Here is a 24,093-nt window from a genome sequence, read left to right on the forward strand (position 1 = left end):
CCCAGATCGATACCAATAAGCGCAATGTTTTCCATGATGGTTCTCCGAATGAAAGCCTGTCCTCAGCATAGTACTGGGAAGGAGGGAGTGACCATCTCATTAAATATTATGTCTGAACATTCCACCTTTTCCTCGGTTCTGACGAGCCGGGAGCGTACCGCTGTACCTGCAAAATCCCTTAGTTTCGTCGAAGGGGTCTCAATGATCGTCGGCACCAATATCGGTGCCGGGGTTCTGTCTATCGCCTATGCGTCCAGCAAGGCCGGCTTTTTACCGCTGTTGTTCTGGCTGGTGGTGGTCGGCAGCCTGACGACGGTCACCATGCTGTATGTCGCGGAATCGACGCTGCGCACCCGTAAACATTTACAGCTGAGTGGGCTGTCGCATCGCTATGTCGGGCGCTTCGGGGCGCTGATGATGTTCCTGTCCGTTTGCGTGAACAGCATCGGCGCGTTGACGGCCTATATGACCGGAAGCGGTAAGCTGCTGCATTCGCTGTTCGGTATCTCTCCGGCGCTGGGGAGTGCGCTCTTTTTTATCCCGGCGGCAGGCGTACTTTATCTCGGGCTGAAGGCCATCGGGCGGGGTGAGAAATTCATCAGTATCGGCATGGTGGTCATGATCGCCGTGCTGGTGGCGGCGACGCTGCTCAAAGAGACGGCCCAGGTTCGCTATCTGCTCGACGGCAACTGGCTGTATATGGTGCCGGTGTTCAACGTGGTCGCATTCTGCTTCTCGGCGCAGTATATCGTTCCGGAAATGGCCCGCGGGTTTGCGGATAAGCCGGAGAAATTGCCGAAAGCGATTATGGTGGGAATGGGGCTGACTTTCTGCCTGCTGGCGCTGGTCCCGCTGTCGGTAATCGCCCTGAGCGGTCTGGATAATATTTCCGACGTGGCGACGATTTCCTGGGGCAGAGCGCTCGGTGAGTGGGCCTTTTTCTCGGCTAACCTGTTTGCCCTGTGCGCGATGCTGACCTCTTACTGGGGTCTGGGGGGAAGCTTCCTGACGAATATTTTCGATCAGTTCCGCCTGGGCAACGATGAACAACCGCTCAAGCGCCTGATCGTGCTGACTGTCGTGGCTATCCCGCCATTTATTCTGGCGTACAGCGGCATGGTGTCGTTTGTGAATGCACTCTATTTTGCCGGCGTCTTCAGCGGCGTGATTTTATCCATCATGCCGATTCTGATGCTCAAAGGTGCCCGGCAGCGCGGTGATATCACGCCAGGCTGGACCTGTCCGGCGCTGATAACCCATCCGCTGATCCAGACCTTCATTGTGTTGCTTTACCTTTGTAGCGCCGTTTACGCGATAGCTTCCGCATTGGGCTACCTGCCCGCCGGTTGGTAATCTGGCGCCTGACTCCACCGCGTCCGGTTCATCCTGACGCGGTTTTTTATTTGTCACTTATCTGTTACATAACCCGCAATTTTGTCATTTCAAATTCTCCTGAATGGCGGTATGTTTAGCATAGTGTGCTGCAAAAGCGCAGGCGGCAGACCTCAAAGTAGACGTCATATGCTTTTTTTATGACTTTAATTAGAATAATGCGCTAACAAACAACATCACAACAAATGCAAAAAACCATAATAATGGGGAGCCTCAGGATGAACATGAAGGGTAAAGCGCTGCTGGCAGGATGTATCGCCTTGATTATGAGCAATGCCGCGTTTGCGGAAGATATCAAAATTGCCGTGGTTGGCGCGATGTCTGGCCCGGTGGCCCAGTACGGTGACCAGGAGTTTACCGGTGCTGAGCAGGCGGTTGCCGATATTAACGCGAAGGGTGGGATCAAAGGTAACAAGCTGCAGATCGTTAAATATGATGATGCCTGCGACCCGAAACAGGCGGTGGCCGTCGCCAACAAAGTGATTAACGATGGCATTAAGTACGTTATCGGCCATTTGTGCTCGTCCTCTACCCAGCCGGCGTCCGATATCTATGAAGACGAAGGCGTTCTGATGATTACCCCGGCCGCGACAGCGCCGGAGCTGACCGCACGCGGCTATAAAATGATTCTGCGTACCACCGGTCTCGATTCTGACCAGGGGCCGACGGCGGCGAAATACATTATCGAGAAGGTCAAACCTCAGCGCATCGCTATCGTTCACGACAAACAGCAATATGGTGAAGGTCTGGCGCGTGCGGTGCAGGATGGTCTGAAGAAGGGCGGTGCCAACGTGGTGTTCTTTGACGGCATCACCGCCGGGGAGAAAGATTTCTCTACCCTGGTTGCGCGCCTGAAGAAAGAAAATATCGACTTCGTCTATTACGGCGGCTACCACCCGGAAATGGGGCAGATTCTGCGTCAGTCCCGCGCGGCAGGTCTGAAAACGCAGTTTATGGGACCGGAGGGCGTCGCCAACGTCTCCCTGTCTAACATTGCCGGTCAGTCTGCGGAAGGCATGCTGGTCACGAAACCGAAGAACTACGACCAGGTCCCGGCGAACAAACCGATTGTGGACGCGATTAAGGCGAAGAAACAGGATCCGAGCGGCGCCTTCGTCTGGACAACCTACGCGGCAATTCAGTCGCTGCAGGCTGGCCTGAATCAGTCCGAAGACCCGGCGGCGATCGCGAAATACCTGAAGGCCAACTCTGTAGATACCGTTATGGGGCCGCTCTCCTGGGATCAGAAAGGCGACCTGAAAGGCTTCGAGTTCGGCGTGTTTACCTGGCATGCTGATGGTACGGCAACCGACGCCAAATAATTTAACCTTCGCCTCTCGCGCCGCAGGTTCGTTGGCGGCGTTCTTCAACCCCGGTCAGTTACTGATGTCAGCTCCCGGGGATTTCCCCGGTGGCGCTCCGCTTACCGGGGCTACGGTTAGAGGTCGTCGGGGAAGGCGTTGATGTCGTAACCCGGGGATTTCCCCGGTGGCGCTCCGCTTACCGGGGCTACGGTTAGAGGTCGCCGGGGGAGGCGTTGATGTCGTAACCCGGTGATTTCCCCGGTGGCGCTCCGCTTACCGGGGCTACGGTTAGAGGTCGCCGGGGGAGGCGTTTACGCCGCAACCCGGAATTTCCCCGGTGGCGCACCGCTTACCGGGGAAACGGTTAGAGGTAGCCCGGATAAGGCGTTTACGCCGTAATCCGGGATTTTCCTCTGGCGATGCGGCGTTTACCGGAGCGCTCTTTCCCAACCACTCTGCTGCGCACTAAAACCCAGCGCCTGCATAAAGGCGGACATCACCGCGTTATCTTCCACCCCCGCATTACTGACCCGCCAGCGCTCGATCTGCGGATTGTCCTGCAGCACCTCTTCGACTAAATATTGCCCGACGCCGCGCCGACGGGTGACTTCGCGTACGCACAGCGCGCTGAGCTCGCCTTCATTGCCGCGTAGCGTGACGCGCACGGCGCCCAGCAGACGTTCGTTAAAGCGGGCGGCGTAAATTCGGTGACGATCGTCCAGAGGGATATCGTCGGGATCCTGCGACGGCCAGATTTTCCCTAAGTCGATGCGATCCTGATCGCTGAAAAGCGGTAATCGAATAATGGTCAGTTTCATGCGCGACAAGTCCAGTCAAAACGGATGGGGCAGTGTACCCAAATTTGCTGTCGGAAGGGGCGCTGTTTTTTATCCATTCATTAGGGGATTCGTTCTTTTGATGAGCGCAGAGTAGAGCAATCCGTCATGGATCGAAAAATAAGCAGAATTTTAACCTAATGTGCAGCGTTTTATTCCGCCTTATGTATCGTTATTTTATGCTGTGAAGAGGACTTTTTTTTGTTTATCTTCGCTTTAATACAGAATATTATCTTTGCTTAATCGCCTGAAAAATAGAGATTTTAATCTCAATTCAGGCAAAAAACATCGCTAAACCATTAAAGATAATGGTAAAAGTAGCGTTGTTTAATAAAAGCACAGAATGCTTTTTAACCATAAAAATACAAAATATTTACACCACATCACGAACGGGGTTCTGAAGCATGAAAAGGAACGCAAAAACCATTATTGCGGGATTCGTTGCACTGACGATGTCTCACGCGGTCATGGCTAAGGATATTAAAGTCGCCGTCGTCGGCGCGATGTCCGGTCCGGTAGCTCAGTGGGGCGACATGGAGTTCAACGGCGCGCGGCAGGCCATTAAAGACATTAACGCGCAGGGCGGAATTAAAGGCGATAAGCTGGTTGGCGTTGAGTTCGACGATGCCTGCGACCCGAAACAGGCCGTTGCGGTAGCGAACAAAATTGTTAATGAAGGCATCAAGTACGTCATCGGCCATCTGTGCTCCTCTTCTACCCAGCCTGCCTCCGATATCTATGAAGATGAAGGCATTCTGATGATCTCTCCGGGCGCGACGAACCCGGAACTGACCCAGCGCGGCTATCAGTACATCATGCGTACGGCTGGCCTGGACTCCGCACAGGGGCCGACCGCCGCCAAATACATCCTGGAAAAAGTGAAACCGCAGCGTATCGCCATCATCCATGACAAACAGCAGTACGGCGAAGGTCTGGCGAGATCCGTCCAGGAGAGCCTGAAGAAAGGCAACGCCAATATCGTCTTCTTTGATGGCATCACCGCGGGGGAGAAAGATTTCTCCGCGCTGCTGGCACGCCTGAAAAAAGAAAATATCGACTTCGTTTATTATGGCGGCTACTACCCTGAAATGGGGCAGATGCTGCGTCAGGCTCGCTCCGTGGGGCTGAAAACTGTCTTTATGGGACCTGAGGGTGTTGGCAACGCGTCGCTGTCAAATATTGCCGGCGCAGCAGCGGAAGGCATGCTGGTAACAATGCCGAAACGCTATGACCAGGATCCGGCGAACAGCGCTATCGTTGAGGCGCTGAAAACAGAGAAGAAAGATCCGAGCGGTCCGTATGTCTGGATCACCTACGCCGCCGTGCAGTCATTGGCGCAGGCGATGGACAGAAGCAGCAGCCAGGAGCCGCTGGACTTAATCAAAGATCTGAAAGCTCACGGAGCGAAAACCGTGATTGGGCCGCTGAATTGGGACGAAAAAGGCGATTTGAAGGGATTTGAGTTTGGTGTCTTCCAGTGGCATGCGGATGGATCATCCTCTGTCGCAAAATAAGATGCGTTATCCCACCGCCCGCGTGAAGCGGGCGGCATGAAAAAGGTTACCTTATGTCCGAGCAGTTTCTCTACTTTCTGCAGCAGATGTTTAACGGCGTCACGCTGGGCAGTACCTATGCGCTGATCGCCATCGGCTATACGATGGTGTACGGCATTATCGGCATGATTAACTTCGCCCATGGCGAGGTATACATGATTGGCAGCTACGTCTCCTTCATGATCATCGCCGCCCTCATGATGATGGGGATTGATACCAGCTGGCTGCTGGTGGCCGCCGGGTTTATCGGGGCGATTATTATCGCCAGCGCCTACGGCTGGAGCATTGAACGCGTGGCCTACCGGCCGGTGCGCAGCTCCAAGCGTCTGATTGCGCTGATTTCCGCCATCGGGATGTCCATTTTCCTGCAAAACTACGTCAGCCTGACGGAAGGTTCGCGCGATATCGCGCTGCCGAGTCTGTTTAACGGCCAGTGGATTATCGGCAGCAGCGAAAACTTCGCCGCGACCGTCACCACGATGCAGCTGGTGATTTGGGTCGTGACTTTTGTGGCGATGCTGGCACTGACGCTGTTTATCCGCTATTCACGCATGGGCCGCGCCTGCCGCGCCTGCGCAGAAGACCTCAAAATGGCGAGCCTGCTCGGTATCAATACCGACCGGGTGATTGCCCTGACGTTTGTTATCGGCGCGGCAATGGCGGCGGTAGCAGGTGTACTGCTGGGCCAGTTCTACGGCGTTATTAACCCGTATATCGGCTTTATGGCCGGGATGAAAGCCTTTACCGCTGCGGTACTGGGTGGGATCGGCAGTATCCCGGGGGCGATGATCGGCGGTCTGATCCTCGGTATTGCCGAAGCGCTTTCGTCTGCCTATCTCAGCACGGAATATAAAGACGTCGTCTCCTTTGCCCTGTTGATTCTGGTGCTGTTGGTGATGCCTACCGGCATTCTGGGTCGCCCGGAGGTCGAGAAAGTATGAAACCGATGCATATTGCTATGTCGCTGCTGTCTGCGGCGATGTTCTTTGTCCTGGCTGGCGTGTTTATGGGCGTACAGCTGGAGCTGGATGGCACCAAACTGGTTGTGGATACCGCCGCCGATATCCGCTGGCAGTGGATCTTCATCGGCACCGCGGTGGTCTTCTTCTTCCAGTTGATGCGTCCGCTGTTCCAGAAAACCCTGAAAAACGTCTCCGGGCCGAAGTTTGTTATGCCGGCTATCGACGGTTCGACGGTCAAGCAGAAGCTGTTCCTGATAGCGCTGCTGGTTATCGCCGTGGCGTGGCCGTTTATGGTGTCGCGCGGGACGGTGGACATCGCCACCCTGACCATGATCTATATCATTCTCGGTCTTGGGCTGAACGTGGTGGTGGGGCTGTCCGGTCTGCTGGTGCTGGGCTATGGCGGCTTCTACGCCATCGGCGCTTACACCTTTGCGCTGCTGAACCACTATTACGGTCTTGGCTTCTGGACCTGTCTGCCGTTGGCAGGGCTGGTGTCCGCCGCCGCGGGCTTCCTGCTGGGGTTCCCGGTGCTGCGTCTGCGCGGCGACTATCTGGCGATCGTCACGCTTGGCTTCGGCGAAATCGTGCGTATTTTGCTGCTTAATAACACCGAAATCACCGGTGGTCCCAACGGCATCAGCCAGATTCCAAAACCGACGCTGTTTGGCCTTGAGTTTAGCCGCAGCGCCCGTGAAGGCGGCTGGGATACTTTCAGTAACTTCTTCGGCCTGAAGTACGACCCGGGCGATCGGGTGATTTTCCTTTATCTGGTGGCGCTGCTGCTGGTGGTGCTGTCGCTGTTTGTGATTAACCGCCTGCTGCGTATGCCGCTGGGCCGCGCGTGGGAAGCGCTGCGTGAAGACGAAATTGCCTGCCGCTCGTTGGGCCTTAGCCCGACGCGCATCAAGCTGACCGCCTTTACCATCAGCGCCGCGTTTGCCGGTTTTGCCGGTACGCTGTTCGCCGCGCGCCAGGGCTTTGTCAGCCCGGAATCCTTCACCTTTGCCGAGTCGGCTTTCGTGCTGGCGATTGTGGTTCTGGGTGGGATGGGCTCGCAGTTTGCGGTCATTCTCGCCGCGGTGCTGCTGGTGGTATCGCGCGAGCTGATGCGTGATTTCAACGAATACAGCATGCTGATGCTGGGTGGTTTGATGGTGCTGATGATGATCTGGCGTCCGCAGGGTCTGCTGCCGATGACGCGTCCGCAGCTGAAGCTGAAAAAAGGTCAGGCGAAAGGAGAGCAGGCATGAGTCAGCCATTATTATCCGTCAGCGGCCTGATGATGCGCTTTGGCGGCCTGCTGGCGGTCAACAACGTGTCGCTGGAGCTGCGCCCGCAGGAGATCGTGTCGCTGATTGGCCCTAACGGCGCCGGGAAAACCACGGTCTTCAACTGCCTGACCGGTTTTTATAAGCCGACCGGCGGGACCATCATGCTGCGCGATCAGCACCTGGAAGGGCTGCCGGGACAGCAGATCGCCCGGATGGGCGTGGTCCGTACCTTCCAGCACGTGCGTCTGTTCCGCGAAATGACGGTGATTGAAAACCTGCTGGTGGCGCAACATCAGCAGCTGAAAACCGGGGTCTTCTCCGGCTTGCTGAAAACCCCGTCCTTCCGCCGCGCGCAGAGCGAAGCGCTGGATCGCGCCGCGACCTGGCTGGAGCGTATTGGCCTGCTGGAGCATGCTAACCGCCAGGCCAGTAACCTGGCCTATGGCGACCAACGGCGTCTGGAGATTGCCCGCTGTATGGTGACCCAGCCGGAAATCCTGATGCTGGATGAACCCGCTGCGGGTCTGAACCCGAAAGAGACCAAAGAGCTGGACGAGCTGATCGCCGAGCTGCGCAGTCATCACAACACCACCATCCTGCTGATTGAGCACGATATGAAGCTGGTGATGGGCATTTCCGATCGTATTTATGTGGTCAATCAGGGTACGCCGCTGGCTAACGGTACGCCGGAAGAGATCCGCAATAACCCGGACGTGATCCGCGCATACCTTGGTGAGGCATAAGTATGGAAAAAGTGATGTTATCTTTTGACAACGTAAGCGCCCACTACGGCAAGATTCAGGCGCTACATAACGTCAGTCTGCATATTAATCAGGGGGAAATCGTGACCCTGATCGGTGCCAACGGCGCGGGGAAAACCACGCTGCTGGGTACCCTGTGCGGCGATCCGCGGGCTTCCAGCGGAAAAGTGGTCTTTGATGGGAAAGATATTACCGACTGGCAGACCGCAAAAATCATGCGTGAAGCGGTGGCGATTGTCCCGGAAGGGCGGCGCGTCTTTTCGCGTATGACCGTTGAAGAAAACCTGGCGATGGGCGGTTTTTTTGCCGATCGAGACCAGTTCCAGAGCCGTATTAAGTGGGTTTACGAACTGTTCCCGCGTCTGCTTGAACGCCGTATTCAACGTGCGGGCACCATGTCCGGCGGCGAGCAGCAGATGCTGGCGATTGGTCGGGCGCTGATGAGCCAGCCGCGCCTGCTGCTGCTTGACGAACCCTCGCTGGGACTGGCGCCGATCATCATCCAGCAGATTTTCAACACCATCGAACAGCTGCGCGAACAGGGGATGACTATCTTCCTTGTCGAGCAGAACGCCAACCAGGCGCTGAAGCTGGCTGACCGCGGCTATGTGCTGGAAAACGGTCACGTCGTGCTGGAAGACACCGGCGAGCGGCTTCTGGCTAACGAGGCGGTGCGTAGCGCCTATCTGGGCGGCTAATTCGTTATTTTCCCCGGCGGCGCCTGGTCTGGCCGGGCGACAAACTGCACTCATCACCCGGGCGAGGCGCCTGCGCCGACCCCGGGAACCGTTCCACCCCCTATACGTGCCTCAGCTCCCACTTTCCTGTCTCCAATCCTTCATCGTCTTGCCATCTCTCTGACGCGTTACTATCTTTTTTTTGTAATAAAAAAGTTATTTTTCTGTAATTCGAGCATGTCATGTTACCCCCGCGAACATAAAACGCGTGAAATCGCGCATCTGGAACAACAAGAGAGATAACCGATGATATCGTTACGACATACAGCTTTAGGACTGGCGCTCAGCCTGGCATGTGCCGGTCAGGCGTTGGCAGTGACCAATATTCCGTTCTGGCATTCCATGGAAGGGGAGTTGGGTAAAGAAGTTGATTCTCTGGCGCAACGTTTCAACGCGGCCAATCCGGATTATAAAATTACGCCGGTGTACAAAGGTAACTATGAACAGAGCCTGAGTGCCGGCATTGCGGCATTCCGTACCGGCAATGCGCCGGCGATCCTTCAGGTTTATGAAGTGGGTACCGCGACAATGATGGCTTCGAAAGCCATTAAGCCGGTGTATCAGGTGTTCAGCGATGCGGGTATCAAGTTTGATGAATCGCAGTTCGTCCCGACGGTTTCCGGTTACTACACCGATTCCAAAAGTGGTCATCTGCTCTCCCAGCCGTTTAACAGCTCCACGCCGGTGCTGTACTACAACAAAGATGCCTTCAAAAAAGCCGGTTTAGACCCGGATCAGCCGCCGAAAACCTGGCAAGAGCTGGCGGCCTATACCGATAAGCTGAAAGCTGCCGGGATGAAGTGCGGTTATGCCAGCGGCTGGCAGGGCTGGATTCAGATTGAAAACTTCAGCGCCTGGCATGGCCTGCCGGTGGCGACCAAAAACAACGGCTTCGACGGGACTGATGCGGTTCTGGAGTTCAACAAGCCGGAGCAGGTCAAGCATATCGCCATGCTGGAAGCGATGAACAAGAAGGGTGATTTCAGCTACTTCGGGCGTAAAGATGAGTCTACCGAGAAGTTCTATAACGGGGACTGCGCGATAACCACCGCCTCTTCCGGTTCGCTGGCCGATATCCGCCAGTACGCGAAGTTCAACTACGGCGTGGGGATGATGCCGTACGACGCCGACGTGAAGGGTGCGCCGCAGAACGCCATTATCGGCGGGGCCAGCCTGTGGGTGATGCAGGGTAAAGATAAAGAGACTTACACCGGGGTGGCGAAATTCCTGGAATTCCTCGCTAAACCGGAAATCGCAGCGGAATGGCATCAGAAAACCGGCTACCTGCCGATTACCACCGCCGCTTATGACCTGACCCGCCAGCAGGGCTTCTATGATAAGAATCCCGGCGCCGATATTGCCACTCGTCAGATGTTGAACAAGCCGCCGTTGCCGTTCACCAAAGGGCTGCGTCTGGGCAACATGCCGCAGATCCGCACCATTGTGGATGAGGAGCTGGAAAGCGTGTGGACCGGGAAGAAGACGCCACAACAGGCGCTGGATTCAGCGGTAGAACGTGGTAACCAACTGCTGCGCCGCTTCGAGCAATCAACTAAATCGTAATAGTTGAAATGCCCGGTGGCGCTATGTTCACCGGGCCGACGACGTGCCATGTGTAGGCCGGGTAAGGCGAAGCTGCCACCCGGCGATTTCTGGAAAAGAGTCCATCTATGTCATCATCCCGTCCGGTATTCCGCTCGCGCTGGCTGCCTTATGTGCTGGTCGCGCCGCAGCTGATTATCACCATTATTTTCTTTATCTGGCCCGCGGGCGAAGCGCTGTGGTACTCACTACAGAGCGTCGATCCGTTTGGTCTTTCCAGCCAGTTCGTTGGCCTGGACAACTTCGTGACCCTGTTCCACGACCCGTACTATCTGGACTCGTTCTGGACCACCATCAAGTTCAGTAGCCTGGTGACTTTCAGCGGGCTGATGATTTCTCTGTTCTTTGCTGCGCTGGTGGATTATGTCGTGCGCGGCAGTCGCTTTTATCAAACCCTGATGCTGCTGCCCTATGCCGTAGCACCAGCGGTGGCGGCGGTACTGTGGATTTTCCTCTTTAACCCCGGTCGTGGGCTGATAACCCATTTCCTTGGCGAGATGGGCTACGACTGGAACCATGCGCAGAACAGCGGCCAGGCGATGTTCCTGGTGGTCTTTGCCTCGGTGTGGAAGCAGATCAGCTATAACTTTTTGTTTTTCTTCGCTGCGTTGCAGTCGATCCCGCGCTCGCTGGTTGAGGCTGCCGCCATTGACGGCGCCGGGCCGATTCGCCGCTTCTTTAAACTGGCGCTGCCGTTGATTGCGCCGGTCAGCTTTTTCCTGCTGGTGGTCAACCTGGTCTACGCCTTCTTCGATACCTTCCCGGTGATCGATGCCGCCACCGCCGGCGGCCCGGTACAGGCAACCACTACGTTGATTTATAAGATCTATCGCGAAGGTTTCGCCGGGCTCGACCTGTCGGCGTCCGCCGCCCAGTCGGTGGTTCTGATGTTGCTGGTGATTGTGCTGACGGTCGTTCAGTTCCGCTACGTTGAAAGTAAGGTGCGCTACCAATGATTGAGAACCGTCGCGGGCTGACGCTTTTCAGCCACACCATGCTGATTGCGGGGATCGCCGTGATCCTGTTCCCGCTGTATGTCGCGTTTGTTGCCGCGACGCTGGATAACAAAGCCGTTTTTGAGACGCCGATGACGCTGATTCCCGGCGGACATCTGCTGGAAAATATGGCGACCATCTGGACCCAGGGCGTTGGCGTGAACAGCGCGCCATTCTGGCTGATGATGCTCAACAGTTTCATCATGGCCTTTGGCATCACGGTGGGCAAAATCGTGGTGTCGATGCTCTCCGCATTCGCCATCGTCTGGTTCCGCTTTCCGCTGCGTAACCTCTTCTTCTGGATGATTTTTATTACCCTGATGCTACCGGTTGAGGTACGTATCTTTCCCACCGTGGAAGTGATCGCCAATCTGAAGATGCTCGACAGCTATGCCGGATTGACGCTACCGCTGATGGCCTCGGCGACCGCCACCTTCCTGTTCCGCCAGTTCTTTATGACCCTGCCGGACGAGCTGATTGAAGCGGCGCGTATCGATGGCGCCTCACCGATGCGCTTTTTCCGCGACATCGTGCTGCCGCTGTCGAAAACCAATCTCGCGGCCCTGTTTGTTATCACCTTTATCTACGGCTGGAACCAATATCTGTGGCCGCTGTTGATTATTCAGGATGTCAATCTTGGCACCGCAGTGGCGGGTATCAAAGGCATGATCGCCACCGGAGAAGGCACCACGCAGTGGAATCAGGTGATGGCCGCGATGCTGCTGACGCTGATTCCCCCGGTCGTTATCGTTTTAGCCATGCAGCGGGCGTTTGTGCGTGGTTTAGTGGACAGTGAGAAATAAAATGGCAGGTTTAAAACTACAGGCTGTAACCAAAAGCTGGGATGGCAAAACCCAGGTGATTCAACCGCTGACGCTGGACGTCGCGGATGGGGAATTTATCGTCATGGTCGGACCGTCCGGCTGCGGGAAATCAACGCTGCTGCGCATGGTCGCCGGGCTTGAACGCGTGACCAGCGGCGATATCTGGATTAACCGCCAGCGTGTGACCGAGATGGAACCGAAGGATCGCGGGATCGCGATGGTGTTTCAGAACTACGCGCTTTACCCGCACATGAGCGTGGAAGAGAACATGGCCTGGGGGCTAAAAATACGCGGTATGGGCAAAGGCCTGATCGCCGAACGGGTGCAGGAAGCGGCGCGCATTCTGGAGCTGGACGGGCTACTCAAGCGCCGCCCGCGCGAGCTCTCCGGCGGTCAGCGCCAGCGTGTGGCGATGGGCCGCGCCATCGTGCGCGACCCGGCGGTATTTCTGTTTGATGAACCGCTATCGAACCTCGATGCCAAGCTGCGCGTCCAGATGCGTCTTGAACTTCAGCAGCTGCATCGTCGTCTGAAAACCACCTCGTTGTACGTCACGCATGACCAGGTGGAAGCGATGACGCTTGCCCAGCGGGTGATGGTCATGAATAAAGGTATTGCCGAACAAATTGGCACCCCCGTCGAGGTGTACGAGAAACCGGCCAGCCGCTTTGTGGCGAGCTTTATTGGCAGTCCGGCGATGAACCTGCTGGACGGGCGCATCAGCGAAGATGGTCGTCGTTTTGAACTGGAAGGCGGCCTGCGTTTACCGATGAATGGCGAGCATCGCCGCCATGCCGGGCGTAAGATGACGTTAGGTATCCGCCCGGAGCATTTTGCATTAAGCTCCCAGGCGGAAGGTGGCGTACCGCTGGTGATGGATACGCTGGAAATTTTAGGTGCCGATAACCTTGCCCACGGTCGCTGGGGCGAGCAGAAACTGGTGGTCAGGCTGCCGCATCAGCAGCGTCCGTCAGCAGGCAGCACGCTGTGGCTGCATCTGCCCGAGGATCATCTGCACCTCTTTGATGGTGAAACAGGACAACGCGCATGAGTCACTGGCCTTATCCTCACATCGTCGCCCATCGTGGCGGCGGGAAACTGGCTCCGGAAAACACCCTGGCGGCCATCGACGTCGGCGCCCGTTTCGGGCATACGATGATCGAGTTTGACGCCAAGCTATCGAAAGACGGACAGATTTTTTTGCTGCACGATGACCATCTCGAGCGCACCAGCAACGGCTGGGGCGTCGCCGGCGAGCTGGCCTGGAGCGAACTGCTGAAAGCCGATGCCGGAAGCTGGTATAGCCATGAATTCAAAGGCGAGCCGCTGCCGCTGCTGGCCGAGGTTGCCGAACGCTGTCGTCAGCACGGCATGATGGCGAATATCGAGATTAAACCAACGACCGGCACCGGGCCGCTCACCGGGAAAGCGGTGGCGCTGGCGGCCCGTGAGCTGTGGCAGGGGATGACGCCGCCGCTGCTCTCATCGTTTGAAATTGACGCGCTGGAGGCGGCGCAGCAGGCGGTGCCTGAGCTGCCGCGCGGGCTGCTGCTGGATGAGTGGCGCGAGGACTGGCGCGAGCTGACCACGCGCCTGGAGTGCGTTTCGATCCACCTTAACCATAAACTGCTGGATGAGTCGCGAGTGGCAAGCCTGAAGGCCGCGGGTCTGCACATCCTCGTCTATACCGTCAACAAGCCCCAGCGGGCGGCTGAGCTGTTGCGCTGGGGCGTGGACTGCATTTGTACCGATGCCATTGATGTCATCGGTCCTGACTTCCAGGCCTGATCCACCGGCAGACGGCCGTTATGGCGTCGTCTGCCGTTGCAACATCCCTCCGTTGTTATTCGGCAACATCTGCTGCGACGAATTCAAATTACCGCTCTGAATGACCCGCTGCTGGTTGTTGTTGAGCTGCGTCTGGAGATGCTGTTGCTGGGCGCGTGTCTGGCTCTGCATATCCTGCTTCAGCATGCTTTGGTGCTGCTGCTGTTGCACCTGCATCTGATTTTGCATCCGCTGCTGGCTGGGGATGACGTACCCCGGCTGGTTGGGATTATTGGTGGTGTTGAGTGGCTGTGCCAGGACGCTTAGTGGCAGCAGCGCCGCCAGAAATAATAGTGCTTTCATGGTTCTCTCCTCCCGTGCGTGGGATCACTTAAGTGTACCTCCTTTTCGGCATAACAATGATTTTTTAGGACTTATCAACCAGGCTTAAGCGGGGAAAAAAACACTTCAGGAGTAAGACAATGATAAACACGCGTTCCTGGCGTCAGGTGGTCATCGCTGCTTTGCTGGCCGGCGGAAGTTTTACCGTCGCCGCAAATCCCACCCCGCCGCCCGTTTCTTATGGTGTAGAAGAAGATGTCTTTCACCCGGTTCGTGCCCGGGAGGGGATGGTTGCCTCGGTGGATGCGATGGCAACCCGCGTCGGGGTGGATATTCTGCGTCAGGGCGGTAACGCCGTCGATGCCGCGGTGGCGGTGGGCTATGCGCTGGCGGTCACGCATCCACAGGCCGGTAATATTGGCGGCGGCGGATTTATGATGCTGCGGACCAAAGACGGTAAAACGACGGCGATTGATTTTCGCGAAATGGCGCCTGAGCAGGCCACCCGGGATATATTCCTTGACGATCAGGGCAACCCGGATAGCAAAAAATCGCTCACTTCGCATCTGGCTTCCGGTACGCCGGGTACCGTGGCGGGCTTCTCATTAGCGTTGGAAAAATACGGCACCATGCCGCTGAACAAGGTGATCCGCCCGGCGATTAAGTTGGCGGAAGAGGGCTTCACGGTGAACGATGCGTTGGCCGACGATCTGAAGACCTACGGGAGTGAAGTCATCCCCAGTCACCCGAACAGTAAAGCCATCTTCTGGAAAAACGGTGAGCCGCTGAAGAAAGGTGACAAGCTGGTGCAAAAACAGCTGGGCAAAAGCCTTGAGCTGATCGCGGAGCATGGCCCGGATGCCTTTTATAAAGGGACGATTGCCGATCAGATTGCCGACGAAATGCACAAAAACGGCGGCCTGATCACCAAAGCCGACCTTGCCGGCTACAAGGCGGTCGAGCGTACGCCGATAAGCGGCGAGTATCGCGGTTATCAGGTGTTTTCGATGCCACCGCCTTCATCCGGGGGGATCCACATCGTACAGATCCTCAATATCCTCGAAAACTTCGACATGCATAAATATGGCTTCGGCAGTGCAGACGCCATGCAGGTCATGGCGGAAGCTGAAAAGCATGCCTATGCCGACCGCTCGGAGTATCTCGGCGATCCGGACTTTGTCAAAGTACCGTGGCAAGCGCTCACCAACAAAGCCTACGCCAAATCGATTGCTGAACAGATTGATATCAACAAAGCCAAACCTTCGAGCCAGATTCGTCCGGGCAAACTGGCGCCGTATGAAAGTAACCAGACCACCCATTTCTCGGTGGTGGATAAAGAGGGTAACGCGGTGGCGGTCACCTATACGCTCAATACCACCTTCGGGACCGGTATTGTGGCGGGTAGCTCCGGGATACTGATGAACAACCAGATGGATGACTTCTCGGCGAAACCTGGCGTGCCGAATGTCTACGGGCTGGTGGGCGGCGATGCCAACGCCGTCGGGCCGAAAAAACGTCCGCTGTCGTCGATGTCGCCGACTATCGTGGTGAAAGAGGGGAAAACCTGGCTGGTGACCGGTAGTCCGGGCGGCAGTCGCATTATTACCACCGTACTGCAGATGGTGGTCAACACCATTGATTTCGGTATGAACGTGGCGGAAGCCACCAATGCGCCGCGCTTCCATCATCAGTGGCTGCCGGATGAGCTGCGGGTGGAGAAGGGGTTTAGCCCGGATACGCTGAAGCTGCTGGAGCAGAAAGGGCAGAAAGTGGCGCTGAAAGAGGCGATGGGCAGTACCCAGAGCATTATGGTGGGCCCGGACGGGACGCTGTATGGCGCGTCCGATCCGCGCTCGCCCGGTGATTTGACGGCGGGCTACTGATTGATTTGCCAGGGGCAAGCCACAGGCCCGGTAAGCCTTGCGCCGCCGGGCAAATCCCCGATTGTCCATAATGGGGGGATTTACCGTCTCCCAGGTTCATCGCCTGGCCGGTAGCGCGGAGATTTTGGGGAACTGCGGATAACACGCCGGGCGACGGCTGACGCCTTACCCGGCCTACAGAATGATGCACAATCACGGGCCCGGTAGGCATAGCGCCGCCGGGCAATGCTGAGTGGTTACTTGAGGCGCGCCATGAAATGCGCATCCACATACTTGCCGTTGCGCAGGGCAAATTTCCTGCCGGTTCCTTCAATTTCAAAACCGAACTTCCGGTATAGCGCCAGCGCGGATGAATTATCGGCAAATACCGTTAGCTCGATACGTTCGATGCGCAGCCAGTTATCACACAGGTTGATCATCTCGCGCATCAGCGCGCTGCCCACTCCACGTCCGTGGAACGCTGCGTCAACGCTCATTCCGAAGGTGGCAACGTGGCTCCGGCGAGGCCGCGGTTCGACGCTGAGCATCAGGTGACCGACGACGCTATGATCAAGAGTGGCGACCAGATGGTGGCTGTGAGGCCTGGGCTGTAGACGTTCTTGCCACATTTCCATCGAGGGGTGAGGAAGCTGTAGTGTGTCGTGATAGACCTCCGGGTGGGCCGTCAGCTGGCGTAAAGGTTCTGCATCGCGCGGTTCGGCGTGGCGTATCACTATGTCACTCATTCCTCTTCTCCTGTGCCGCGGCATCGCGGTCTTCATCCACTTTATTGGCCTTTTAAACATCCCTGAGTTTAAAAAATGCGTCAACGCCTAATTTTTGCAAAAAGAGGTAGACAAGTGCGAATGAGAATGATTATTATTGTCCTGCATTCAGGGAGACCCTTGCGGAAAGCCTGAAAGCACGACATTGCTCACATTGCTTCCAGTATTACTTTAGCCAGCCAGGTGCTGGCTTTTTTTTTGGCTTTTTTGCCGGTCATTTCCACCATCTTGAATGGGTTAAGAGTTAAGTTCGTCGCCGGGGTGCGCTATGGTGAGCAGCAGAAACCTCAACAAAGGACGGCTGTATGACTCTGCACTGCGCATTTATTGGGTTTGGCAAAAGCACGACCCGCTACCATCTTCCTTATGTTCTGCACCGCAAAGACCGCTGGCGCGTCGCGCATATCTATCGTCGCAGCGCGAAGCCGCAGGAGCAGGCGCCGCAGTATTCTCATATTCATTTCACCAGCGACCTCGACGAAGTGCTCAACGACCCGCAGGTAAAACTGGTGATCGTCTGTACCCATGCGGACAGCCATTTCGAATATGCAAAGCGGGCGCTGGAAGCAGGTAAAAATGTGCTGGTAGAAAAACCGTTTACCTCCACGCTAGCAGAGGCAAAGGCGCTCTTTGCACTGGCGAAGAGTCGGGGACTGACGGTGACGCCATACCAGAACCGCCGCTTTGATTCCTGTTTCCTGACGATGAAAAAGGTGATTGAGAGCGGCAAACTGGGTGAGATCGTGGAAGTTGAGAGCCATTTTGACCTCTATCGCCCGGTCGCAGAAACCCAGCCCGGAGTCCCGCAGGATGGCACATTTTACGGTCTTGGCGTGCATACGCTGGATCAGCTCATCTCGCTGTTTGGCCGCCCGGACCACGTGGCTTATGACATCCGCAGCCTGCGCAACAAAGCCAACCCGGATGACACGTTTGAAGCCCAGCTGTTCTACGGCGACCTGAAGGCCATTGTTAAAACCAGCCACCTGGTGAAGCTGGCGTACCCGAGGTTTATCGTTCACGGCCATCAAGGTTCGTTTATCAAATATGGTATCGATCGGCAGGAAACCAGCCTGAAAGCCAATATTATGCCGGGTGAGCCAGGATTCGGCGCGGACGATACGTTTGGCCTGCTGGAGTACGTCAATGAAGCGGGTGAAACCGTGCGGGAAGAGATCCCGATTGAAACCGGCGACTATGGGCGGGTCTATGATGCGCTGTATGAAACCCTCGTTAACGGTCAGCCAAATTACGTCAAGGAATCTGACGTTCTCACGAATATGGAGATCCTCGGACGCGGGTTTGAACAGCCCTCTCCGGCCACGATAACCTTAGATAAATAAGCCTTCCTGGCTCCTCTGTAATTATTCATATTTTTTGAACAGAGGAGTCAATTTTCACCCTCTATGATCGTGAACAGATTGAGTCCACACTGACTCCATCGAAAACATACGGGGGTGCAACATGATCTACTTACGCAAAGCTAACGAACGCGGCCACGCTAACCACGGCTGGCTGGATTCCTGGCATACTTTCTCTTTCGCTAACTATTATGACCCGAATTTCATGGGCTTCTCGGCACTGCGGGTTATCAATGATGACGTGATTGATGCCGGCCAGGGCTTCGGTACCCATCCGCACAAAGATATGGAAATCCTGACCTACGTGCTGGAAGGGGCGGTTGAGCATCAGGACAGCATGGGTAACAAAGAGCAGGTTCCGGCGGGCGAGTTCCAGATCATGAGCGCAGGTACCGGGATCCGTCACTCCGAGTACAACCCAAGCGAGACAGAAAAACTGCATCTGTACCAGATCTGGATTATGCCAGAAGAAAACGGCATCACTCCGCGCTACGAACAGCGTCGCTTTGATGCTCTGCAGGGCAAACAGCTGGTTCTGTCGCCTGATGCTCGTGACGGTTCACTGAAAGTGCACCAGGATATGGAACTGTACCGCTGGGCGCTGCTGAAAGATGAACAGTCGGTACATCAGATTGCCGCGGAACGCCGCGTGTGGATCCAGGTGGTGAAAGGCGAAGTGACGATTAACGGTACCAAAGCGACCACCAGCGATGGCCTGGCGATTTGGGACGAGCAGGCGATTTCCGTACACGCCGACAGTGATAGCGAGATCCTGCTGTTCGATCTGCCGCCGGTCTGATTCCGTTGTGCAGATGGGTAAATAAATTGCGCAGCCTTCCCGGATGTTTGGGAAGGTTGCGCTTTGTCCGTGATAAACTGGGAAAATGTCTCCCCCGTTATCACAGTCAGGACGATGAAAAAGAAAAGACCCGTACTGCAGGATGTAGCCGATCTTGTCGGCGTGACCAAAATGACGGTCAGTCGCTTTTTACGTAACCCGGAACAGGTTTCCGAGGCCCTGCGTGGCAAGATTGCCGCTGCACTCGATGAACTGGGTTACATTCCCAATCGTGCGCCTGATATCCTCTCTAATGCCACCAGTCGCGCCATTGGTGTGCTGCTGCCCTCGTTGACCAACCAGGTCTTCTCGGAAGTGCTGCGTGGAATTGAAAGCGTCACCGATGCCTTCGGCTACCAGACGATGCTCGCGCACTACGGCTATAAGCCGGAAATGGAAGAAAAGCGTCTCGAATCCATGCTCTCATGGAACATTGATGGCCTGATTCTCACCGAACGTACCCATACCCCTCGCACGCTGAAAATGATCGAAGTTGCCGGTATCCCGGTGGTTGAACTGATGGACAGCCAGTCGCCGTGCCTCGATATCGCCGTCGGTTTTGATAACTTTGATGCCGCACGCCAGATGACCGCAGCGATTATTGCCCGCGGCCATCGCCACGTGGCGTATCTGGGGGCGCGTCTTGATGAACGTACTATCATCAAGCAAAAGGGATATGAACAGGCGATGCGCGATGCCGGCATGACGCCGTATAGCGTGATGGTTGAACAATCTTCGTCCTATTCGTCAGGGATCGAGCTGATGCGCCAGGCGCGTCGCGAATATCCGCAGCTCGATGGGATCTTCTGTACCAACGATGACCTTGCGGTCGGTGCCGCTTTTGAGTGTCAGCGCCTGGGATTGAAAATTCCGGACGATATGGCGATCGCCGGTTTCCACGGCCATGATATTGGGCAGGTGATGGAACCGCGGCTGGCCAGCGTGCTGACCCCGCGCGAGCGAATGGGACGCATTGGAGCCGAACGGCTGCTGGCCCGCATTCGGGGTGAAGTCGTGACGCCGAAGATGTTAGATTTAGGTTTCACATTGTCACCGGGCGGATCAATTTAGACTGACAAGTTTGAAGTAGATCACACATATTCATTTCTGGCACGAATGGTGATTGCTTATCCCTGAGTCCGGCATGACAATGTTACCGATAACAGTTACCCGTAACAATCAATCTGTATACGAGTCTTTCACGCTGTATTCTTGCAGCCAGTAAGGCTTGGTATATGTGTCCAGTGGGAGGAAGCTTTGAGCACGACTAACCATGATCACCACGTCTATGTCCTGATGGGCGTTTCCGGCAGTGGTAAATCCGCTGTCGCCAGCGAAGTGGCGCATCAGCTGCATGCCGCGTTTCTCGATGGTGACTTTCTGCACCCGCGTAGCAACATCAACAAGATGGCCTCCGGCGAACCGTTAAACGACGATGATCGTACACCGTGGCTGCAGGCGCTGAACGACGCCGCTTTTGCCATGCAGCGTACAAATAAAGTCTCGCTGATCGTCTGTTCCGCTCTGAAAAAGAGCTATCGCGATATTCTTCGTAAGGGCAACCCGAATCTCTCTTTCGTCTACCTGAAAGGTGATTTCGACCTGATTGAAAGCCGTCTGAAAGCGCGTAAAGGCCATTTCTTTAAAACCCAGATGCTGGTGACCCAGTTTGAAACGCTGCAGGAACCTGGCGCAGACGAAGGCGATGTTTTAATCGTCGATATTGATCAATCGCTGGAAGGCGTGGTCGCGAGCACCATTGAGGTGATCAACAAAGGCAGTAACTAGTGAGTACATTAACGCTTGTTTTAACAGCAGTGGGCTCCGTTTTGCTGCTGCTGTTTTTAGTCATGAAGGCGCGTATGCATGCTTTCGTGGCTTTGATGGTGGTTTCTATTGGTGCCGGTCTCTTTTCCGGAATGCCGCTGGATAAAATTGCGGCGACGATGGAAAAAGGGATGGGCGGGACGCTGGGCTTCCTGGCGATCGTCGTGGCACTCGGGGCGATGTTTGGCAAGATTCTTCATGAAACCGGCGCTGTCGATCAGATTGCCGTCAAGATGTTGAAATCTTTCGGCCACAGCCGCGCTCATTACGCGATTGGCCTCGCCGGTCTTATCTGCGCGCTGCCGCTGTTTTTTGAAGTGGCGATCGTGCTGCTGATCAGCGTGGCCTTCTCCATGGCGCGCCATACCGGTACCAACCTGGTGAAACTGGTTATCCCGCTGTTTGCGGGCGTGGCGGCCGCGGCGGCGTTCCTGCTGCCCGGGCCGGCGCCGATGCTGCTGGCATCGCAAATGCATGCTGACTTTGGCTGGATGATCCTGATTGGTCTGTGTGCGGCGATTCCGGGAATGATTATCGCCGGGCCGCTGTGGGGCAACTTCATCAGCCGCTACGTTGAGCTGCATATTCCTGACGATATTAGCGAACCAAGCCTGGGTGAAGGCAAGATGCCGTCTTTTGCCTTTAGCCTGTCGCTGATTCTCCTGCCGCTGGTGCTGGTGGGGCTGAAAACCATCGCCGCGCGCTTTGTGCCGGTTGGCTCCAGCGCTTACGAATGGTTTGAGTTTATCGGCCATCCGTTCACCGCGATTCTGGTCGCATGTCTGGTGGCTATCTATGGTCTGGCGATACGTCAGGGGATGGCGAAAGATCGGGTGATGGAGATCTGCGGTCATGCGCTGCAGCCTGCGGGGATTATCCTGCTGGTTATCGGCGCCGGCGGCGTCTTCAAACAGGTGCTGGTTGACTCCGGCGTAGGACCGGCGCTCGGTGAAGCGCTGACGGGCATGGGATTACCTATCGCCATTACCTGCTTCGTGCTGGCGGCGGCGGTGCGTATTATCCAGGGTTCTGCGACCGTTGCCTGCTTAACGGCCGTGGGGCTGGTCATGCCGGTCATCGAGCAGCTGAACTACAGCGGTGCGCAGATGGCGGCGCTCTCCATCTGTATCGCGGGCGGTTCCATCGTAGTGAGCCACGTGAACGACGCCGGTTTCTGGCTGTTCGGGAAATTTACCGGCGCCACCGAAGCGCAGACGCTGAAAACCTGGACGATGATGGAAACTATCCTCGGCACCACCGGTGCCATCGTCGGTATGATCGCGTTTACGTTGTTAAGCTAAACGCCGCTGAGATTGTCCGGCCGAGCGACGCGAGGCCGGGCAAATCGCCCCTCCAATAGCGTAAAAAAAACGTCTCTGCTGAGCGATGAGACGAAAGGATTAATCCTCATAAGGCCGTATCAGGCCTGGTTTTCTCCGCTTTCTCCACCGGCGCGATATCGCTAAATTTCTGCGCAGATCCATAATCCAGATCAATAAAAAAGCGGCGGAAAATATTCCCTTCCCACGACCATTTCCCCGATAATCTTTGCGGTTTTTCTGGGTACCGATGTCGGCAGAAACTGCGTTCAATAAGTTGCTTTTCTGATTGCCGCGCAATCATTGATTAATTTCACTTGCGACTTTAGCAGCATTTTGTAATGTGAGGGATGATCCAGCAGGAAACTGGCTAGGCACAAACAGCACACATCTCCCAGGAAATACGTTATGAAAAATGTTGGTTTTATCGGCTGGCGCGGAATGGTCGGCTCTGTACTCATGCAACGCATGGTTGAAGAGCGCGACTTCGACGCCATTCGCCCTGTTTTTTTCTCCACCTCTCAGCTGGGGCAGCCGGCTCCCTCTTTTGGTGGCAGCACCGGCGGTACGCTGCAGGACGCGTTTGATCTGGACGCGCTGAAGGCACTGGACATTATTGTGACCTGCCAGGGCGGGGATTATACCAACGACGTGTATCCGAAGCTGCGTGAAAGCGGCTGGCAGGGTTACTGGATTGACGCCGCCTCTTCGCTGCGCATGAAAGACGACGCCATCATTATTCTTGATCCGGTAAACCAGGATGTGATTACCGCCGGTCTGAATAATGGCGTGAAAACGTTTGTTGGCGGCAACTGTACCGTCAGCCTGATGCTGATGTCCCTCGGCGGCCTGTTTGCCCAGGATCTCGTGGAGTGGGTGAGCGTGGCCACTTACCAGGCGGCATCCGGCGGCGGGGCGCGCCACATGCGTGAGCTGCTGACCCAGATGGGCCAGCTGCATAGCCACGTGGCGACAGAGCTGGCGAACCCGGCGTCCGCCATTCTGGATATCGAACGCAAAGTGACGGCGCTGACCCGCAGCGGCGACCTGGCGGTGGATAACTTTGGCGTGCCGCTGGCAGGCAGTCTGATCCCATGGATCGACAAGCAGCTGGATAACGGCCAGAGCCGCGAAGAGTGGAAAGGTCAGGCTGAGACAAACAAAATTCTCGCCACCTCGTCAGTCATTCCGGTCGATGGCCTGTGTGTACGCGTTGGCGCGCTGCGCTGCCACAGCCAGGCGTTTACTATCAAACTGAAAAAAGATGTCTCTATCCCGACCGTGGAAGAACTGCTGGCCGCACACAACCCGTGGGCCAAAGTCGTACCGAACGATCGTGATATTACGATGCGTGAGCTGACCCCGGCCGCCGTCACCGGCACCCTGACCACGCCAGTGGGTCGTCTGCGTAAGCTGAATATGGGGCCGGAATACCTGTCGGCTTTCACCGTTGGTGACCAGCTCTTGTGGGGCGCCGCCGAGCCACTGCGACGCATGTTGCGCCAGCTGGCTTGATAACTGGATGAACAAAAAGGGGGTGTTTTACACCTCCTTTTTTTTGCGTAATACAAGGAGTACACGCGGATGTCAGATTTTTCCAACGGAGGTAAGACAGCCTTGGCTATGCTTTAAGTAAGGAACGACAACGTTGCCTTACCTGAAGGTGGGACGGAGCAGGAGGATGCACAGTGTGCTGCACCGTTCAGGTCAAAAAAAGTCGCCAGATACAGGAAAGGGCGACACTTACAACAG

General features: G+C 56.0%; 22 protein-coding genes. 19 read left to right on the plus strand and 3 right to left on the minus strand.

Annotation, left to right across the window (positions count from 1 at the left end):
* Positions 1-108 precede the first annotated feature (108 nt).
* Together BV390_RS21085 and livJ are read left to right on the plus strand one after the other, a co-directional pair.
* The gene (locus tag BV390_RS21085; protein WP_085397311.1) at positions 109-1,353 is read left to right on the plus strand and encodes an aromatic amino acid transport family protein; all 1,245 of its coding nucleotides are present in this window, start codon (positions 109-111) and stop codon (positions 1,351-1,353) included.
* 257 nt (positions 1,354-1,610) lie between these two features.
* Positions 1,611-2,714 (plus strand): branched chain amino acid ABC transporter substrate-binding protein LivJ, encoded by a 1,104-nt coding sequence (gene livJ, locus BV390_RS21090; RefSeq protein ID WP_094898160.1) that lies wholly within the window; start codon positions 1,611-1,613, stop codon positions 2,712-2,714.
* Between the two features lie 410 nt (positions 2,715-3,124).
* On the opposite strand, the gene panM is transcribed toward livJ, so the two are convergent.
* Positions 3,125-3,514: an aspartate 1-decarboxylase autocleavage activator PanM gene (panM, locus tag BV390_RS21095; RefSeq protein ID WP_032690414.1), complete on the minus strand. Its 390-nt coding sequence runs from the start codon at positions 3,512-3,514 to the stop codon at positions 3,125-3,127.
* Positions 3,515-3,936: 422 nt separating this feature from the next.
* On the opposite strand from panM, the gene livK reads away from it, so the two are divergent.
* From livK to ugpQ, 10 genes are all read left to right on the plus strand, one after another.
* On the plus strand, positions 3,937-5,046 hold the full coding sequence (gene livK, locus BV390_RS21100) for a high-affinity branched-chain amino acid ABC transporter substrate-binding protein LivK (protein ID WP_032696920.1): 1,110 nt from the start codon (positions 3,937-3,939) through the stop codon (positions 5,044-5,046).
* A gap of 53 nt (positions 5,047-5,099) precedes the next feature.
* On the plus strand, positions 5,100-6,026 hold the full coding sequence (livH, locus tag BV390_RS21105; RefSeq protein ID WP_004868550.1) for a high-affinity branched-chain amino acid ABC transporter permease LivH: 927 nt from the start codon (positions 5,100-5,102) through the stop codon (positions 6,024-6,026).
* Positions 6,023-7,300: a branched chain amino acid ABC transporter permease LivM gene (livM, locus tag BV390_RS21110; RefSeq protein ID WP_032690416.1), complete on the plus strand. Its 1,278-nt coding sequence runs from the start codon at positions 6,023-6,025 to the stop codon at positions 7,298-7,300. The genes livH and livM overlap by 4 nt, the downstream gene beginning before the upstream one ends.
* Positions 7,297-8,064, plus strand: coding sequence for a high-affinity branched-chain amino acid ABC transporter ATP-binding protein LivG (gene livG / locus BV390_RS21115; RefSeq protein WP_032690417.1), 768 nt, complete (start codon positions 7,297-7,299; stop codon positions 8,062-8,064). The genes livM and livG overlap by 4 nt, the downstream gene beginning before the upstream one ends.
* A 2-nt stretch (positions 8,065-8,066) precedes the next feature.
* Positions 8,067-8,780: a high-affinity branched-chain amino acid ABC transporter ATP-binding protein LivF gene (gene livF, locus BV390_RS21120; protein WP_094898159.1), complete on the plus strand. Its 714-nt coding sequence runs from the start codon at positions 8,067-8,069 to the stop codon at positions 8,778-8,780.
* A gap of 285 nt (positions 8,781-9,065) precedes the next feature.
* A complete protein-coding gene (ugpB, locus tag BV390_RS21125) occupies positions 9,066-10,382 on the plus strand; it encodes a sn-glycerol-3-phosphate ABC transporter substrate-binding protein UgpB (RefSeq protein WP_032696918.1) in 1,317 nt (438 codons plus the stop codon).
* Positions 10,383-10,489: 107 nt separating this feature from the next.
* Positions 10,490-11,377 (plus strand): sn-glycerol-3-phosphate ABC transporter permease UgpA, encoded by an 888-nt coding sequence (gene ugpA, locus BV390_RS21130; protein ID WP_032690419.1) that lies wholly within the window; start codon positions 10,490-10,492, stop codon positions 11,375-11,377.
* Positions 11,374-12,219, plus strand: coding sequence for a sn-glycerol-3-phosphate ABC transporter permease UgpE (ugpE, locus tag BV390_RS21135; protein ID WP_046853388.1), 846 nt, complete (start codon positions 11,374-11,376; stop codon positions 12,217-12,219). Before ugpA ends, ugpE begins: the two co-directional genes overlap by 4 nt.
* Position 12,220: 1 nt before the next feature.
* Complete coding sequence (locus BV390_RS21140; RefSeq protein WP_032690420.1) at positions 12,221-13,291, plus strand: sn-glycerol-3-phosphate import ATP-binding protein UgpC; 1,071 nt, start codon at positions 12,221-12,223, stop codon at positions 13,289-13,291.
* Positions 13,288-14,028 (plus strand): glycerophosphodiester phosphodiesterase, encoded by a 741-nt coding sequence (ugpQ, locus tag BV390_RS21145; protein ID WP_032698648.1) that lies wholly within the window; start codon positions 13,288-13,290, stop codon positions 14,026-14,028. Before BV390_RS21140 ends, ugpQ begins: the two co-directional genes overlap by 4 nt.
* An 18-nt stretch (positions 14,029-14,046) precedes the next feature.
* Here the strand turns inward: ugpQ and BV390_RS21150 are convergent, their stop codons facing one another.
* Positions 14,047-14,370, minus strand: coding sequence for a DUF2756 family protein (locus BV390_RS21150; protein WP_004868539.1), 324 nt, complete (start codon positions 14,368-14,370; stop codon positions 14,047-14,049).
* Positions 14,371-14,489: 119 nt separating this feature from the next.
* Here BV390_RS21150 and ggt point away from each other — a divergent pair, with 119 nt between their 5' ends.
* Entirely contained in the window at positions 14,490-16,232 is a 1,743-nt protein-coding gene (gene ggt, locus BV390_RS21155; RefSeq protein ID WP_085397312.1) for a gamma-glutamyltransferase, read from the plus strand.
* 236 nt (positions 16,233-16,468) lie between these two features.
* Here ggt and yhhY read toward each other — a convergent pair whose 3' ends face one another.
* Positions 16,469-16,945, minus strand: a complete 477-nt coding sequence (gene yhhY, locus BV390_RS21160) for an N-acetyltransferase (RefSeq protein WP_162180063.1) — start codon at positions 16,943-16,945, stop codon at positions 16,469-16,471.
* Positions 16,946-17,301: 356 nt separating this feature from the next.
* Between yhhY and BV390_RS21170 the strand changes: the two genes are divergently transcribed.
* From BV390_RS21170 to asd, 6 genes are all read left to right on the plus strand, one after another.
* Entirely contained in the window at positions 17,302-18,339 is a 1,038-nt protein-coding gene (locus BV390_RS21170; RefSeq protein ID WP_032690424.1) for an oxidoreductase, read from the plus strand.
* A gap of 121 nt (positions 18,340-18,460) precedes the next feature.
* Entirely contained in the window at positions 18,461-19,156 is a 696-nt protein-coding gene (gene yhhW / locus BV390_RS21175; RefSeq protein WP_032690425.1) for a quercetin 2,3-dioxygenase, read from the plus strand.
* 114 nt (positions 19,157-19,270) lie between these two features.
* Positions 19,271-20,266: a gluconate operon transcriptional repressor GntR gene (gene gntR / locus BV390_RS21180; RefSeq protein WP_004868533.1), complete on the plus strand. Its 996-nt coding sequence runs from the start codon at positions 19,271-19,273 to the stop codon at positions 20,264-20,266.
* A 186-nt stretch (positions 20,267-20,452) separates the two neighbouring features.
* A complete protein-coding gene (gene gntK, locus BV390_RS21185) occupies positions 20,453-20,983 on the plus strand; it encodes a gluconokinase (protein ID WP_004868532.1) in 531 nt (176 codons plus the stop codon).
* Positions 20,983-22,323, plus strand: coding sequence for a gluconate transporter (gene gntU / locus BV390_RS21190; RefSeq protein WP_032690426.1), 1,341 nt, complete (start codon positions 20,983-20,985; stop codon positions 22,321-22,323). Before gntK ends, gntU begins: the two co-directional genes overlap by 1 nt.
* Positions 22,324-22,749: 426 nt before the next feature.
* A complete protein-coding gene (gene asd, locus BV390_RS21200; RefSeq protein WP_004868528.1) occupies positions 22,750-23,856 on the plus strand; it encodes an aspartate-semialdehyde dehydrogenase in 1,107 nt (368 codons plus the stop codon).
* Positions 23,857-24,093 lie beyond the last annotated feature (237 nt).

Source organism: Klebsiella sp. YJ, assembly GCF_002108615.1.
Taxonomy (GTDB): Bacteria; Pseudomonadota; Gammaproteobacteria; order Enterobacterales; family Enterobacteriaceae; genus Klebsiella; species Klebsiella planticola.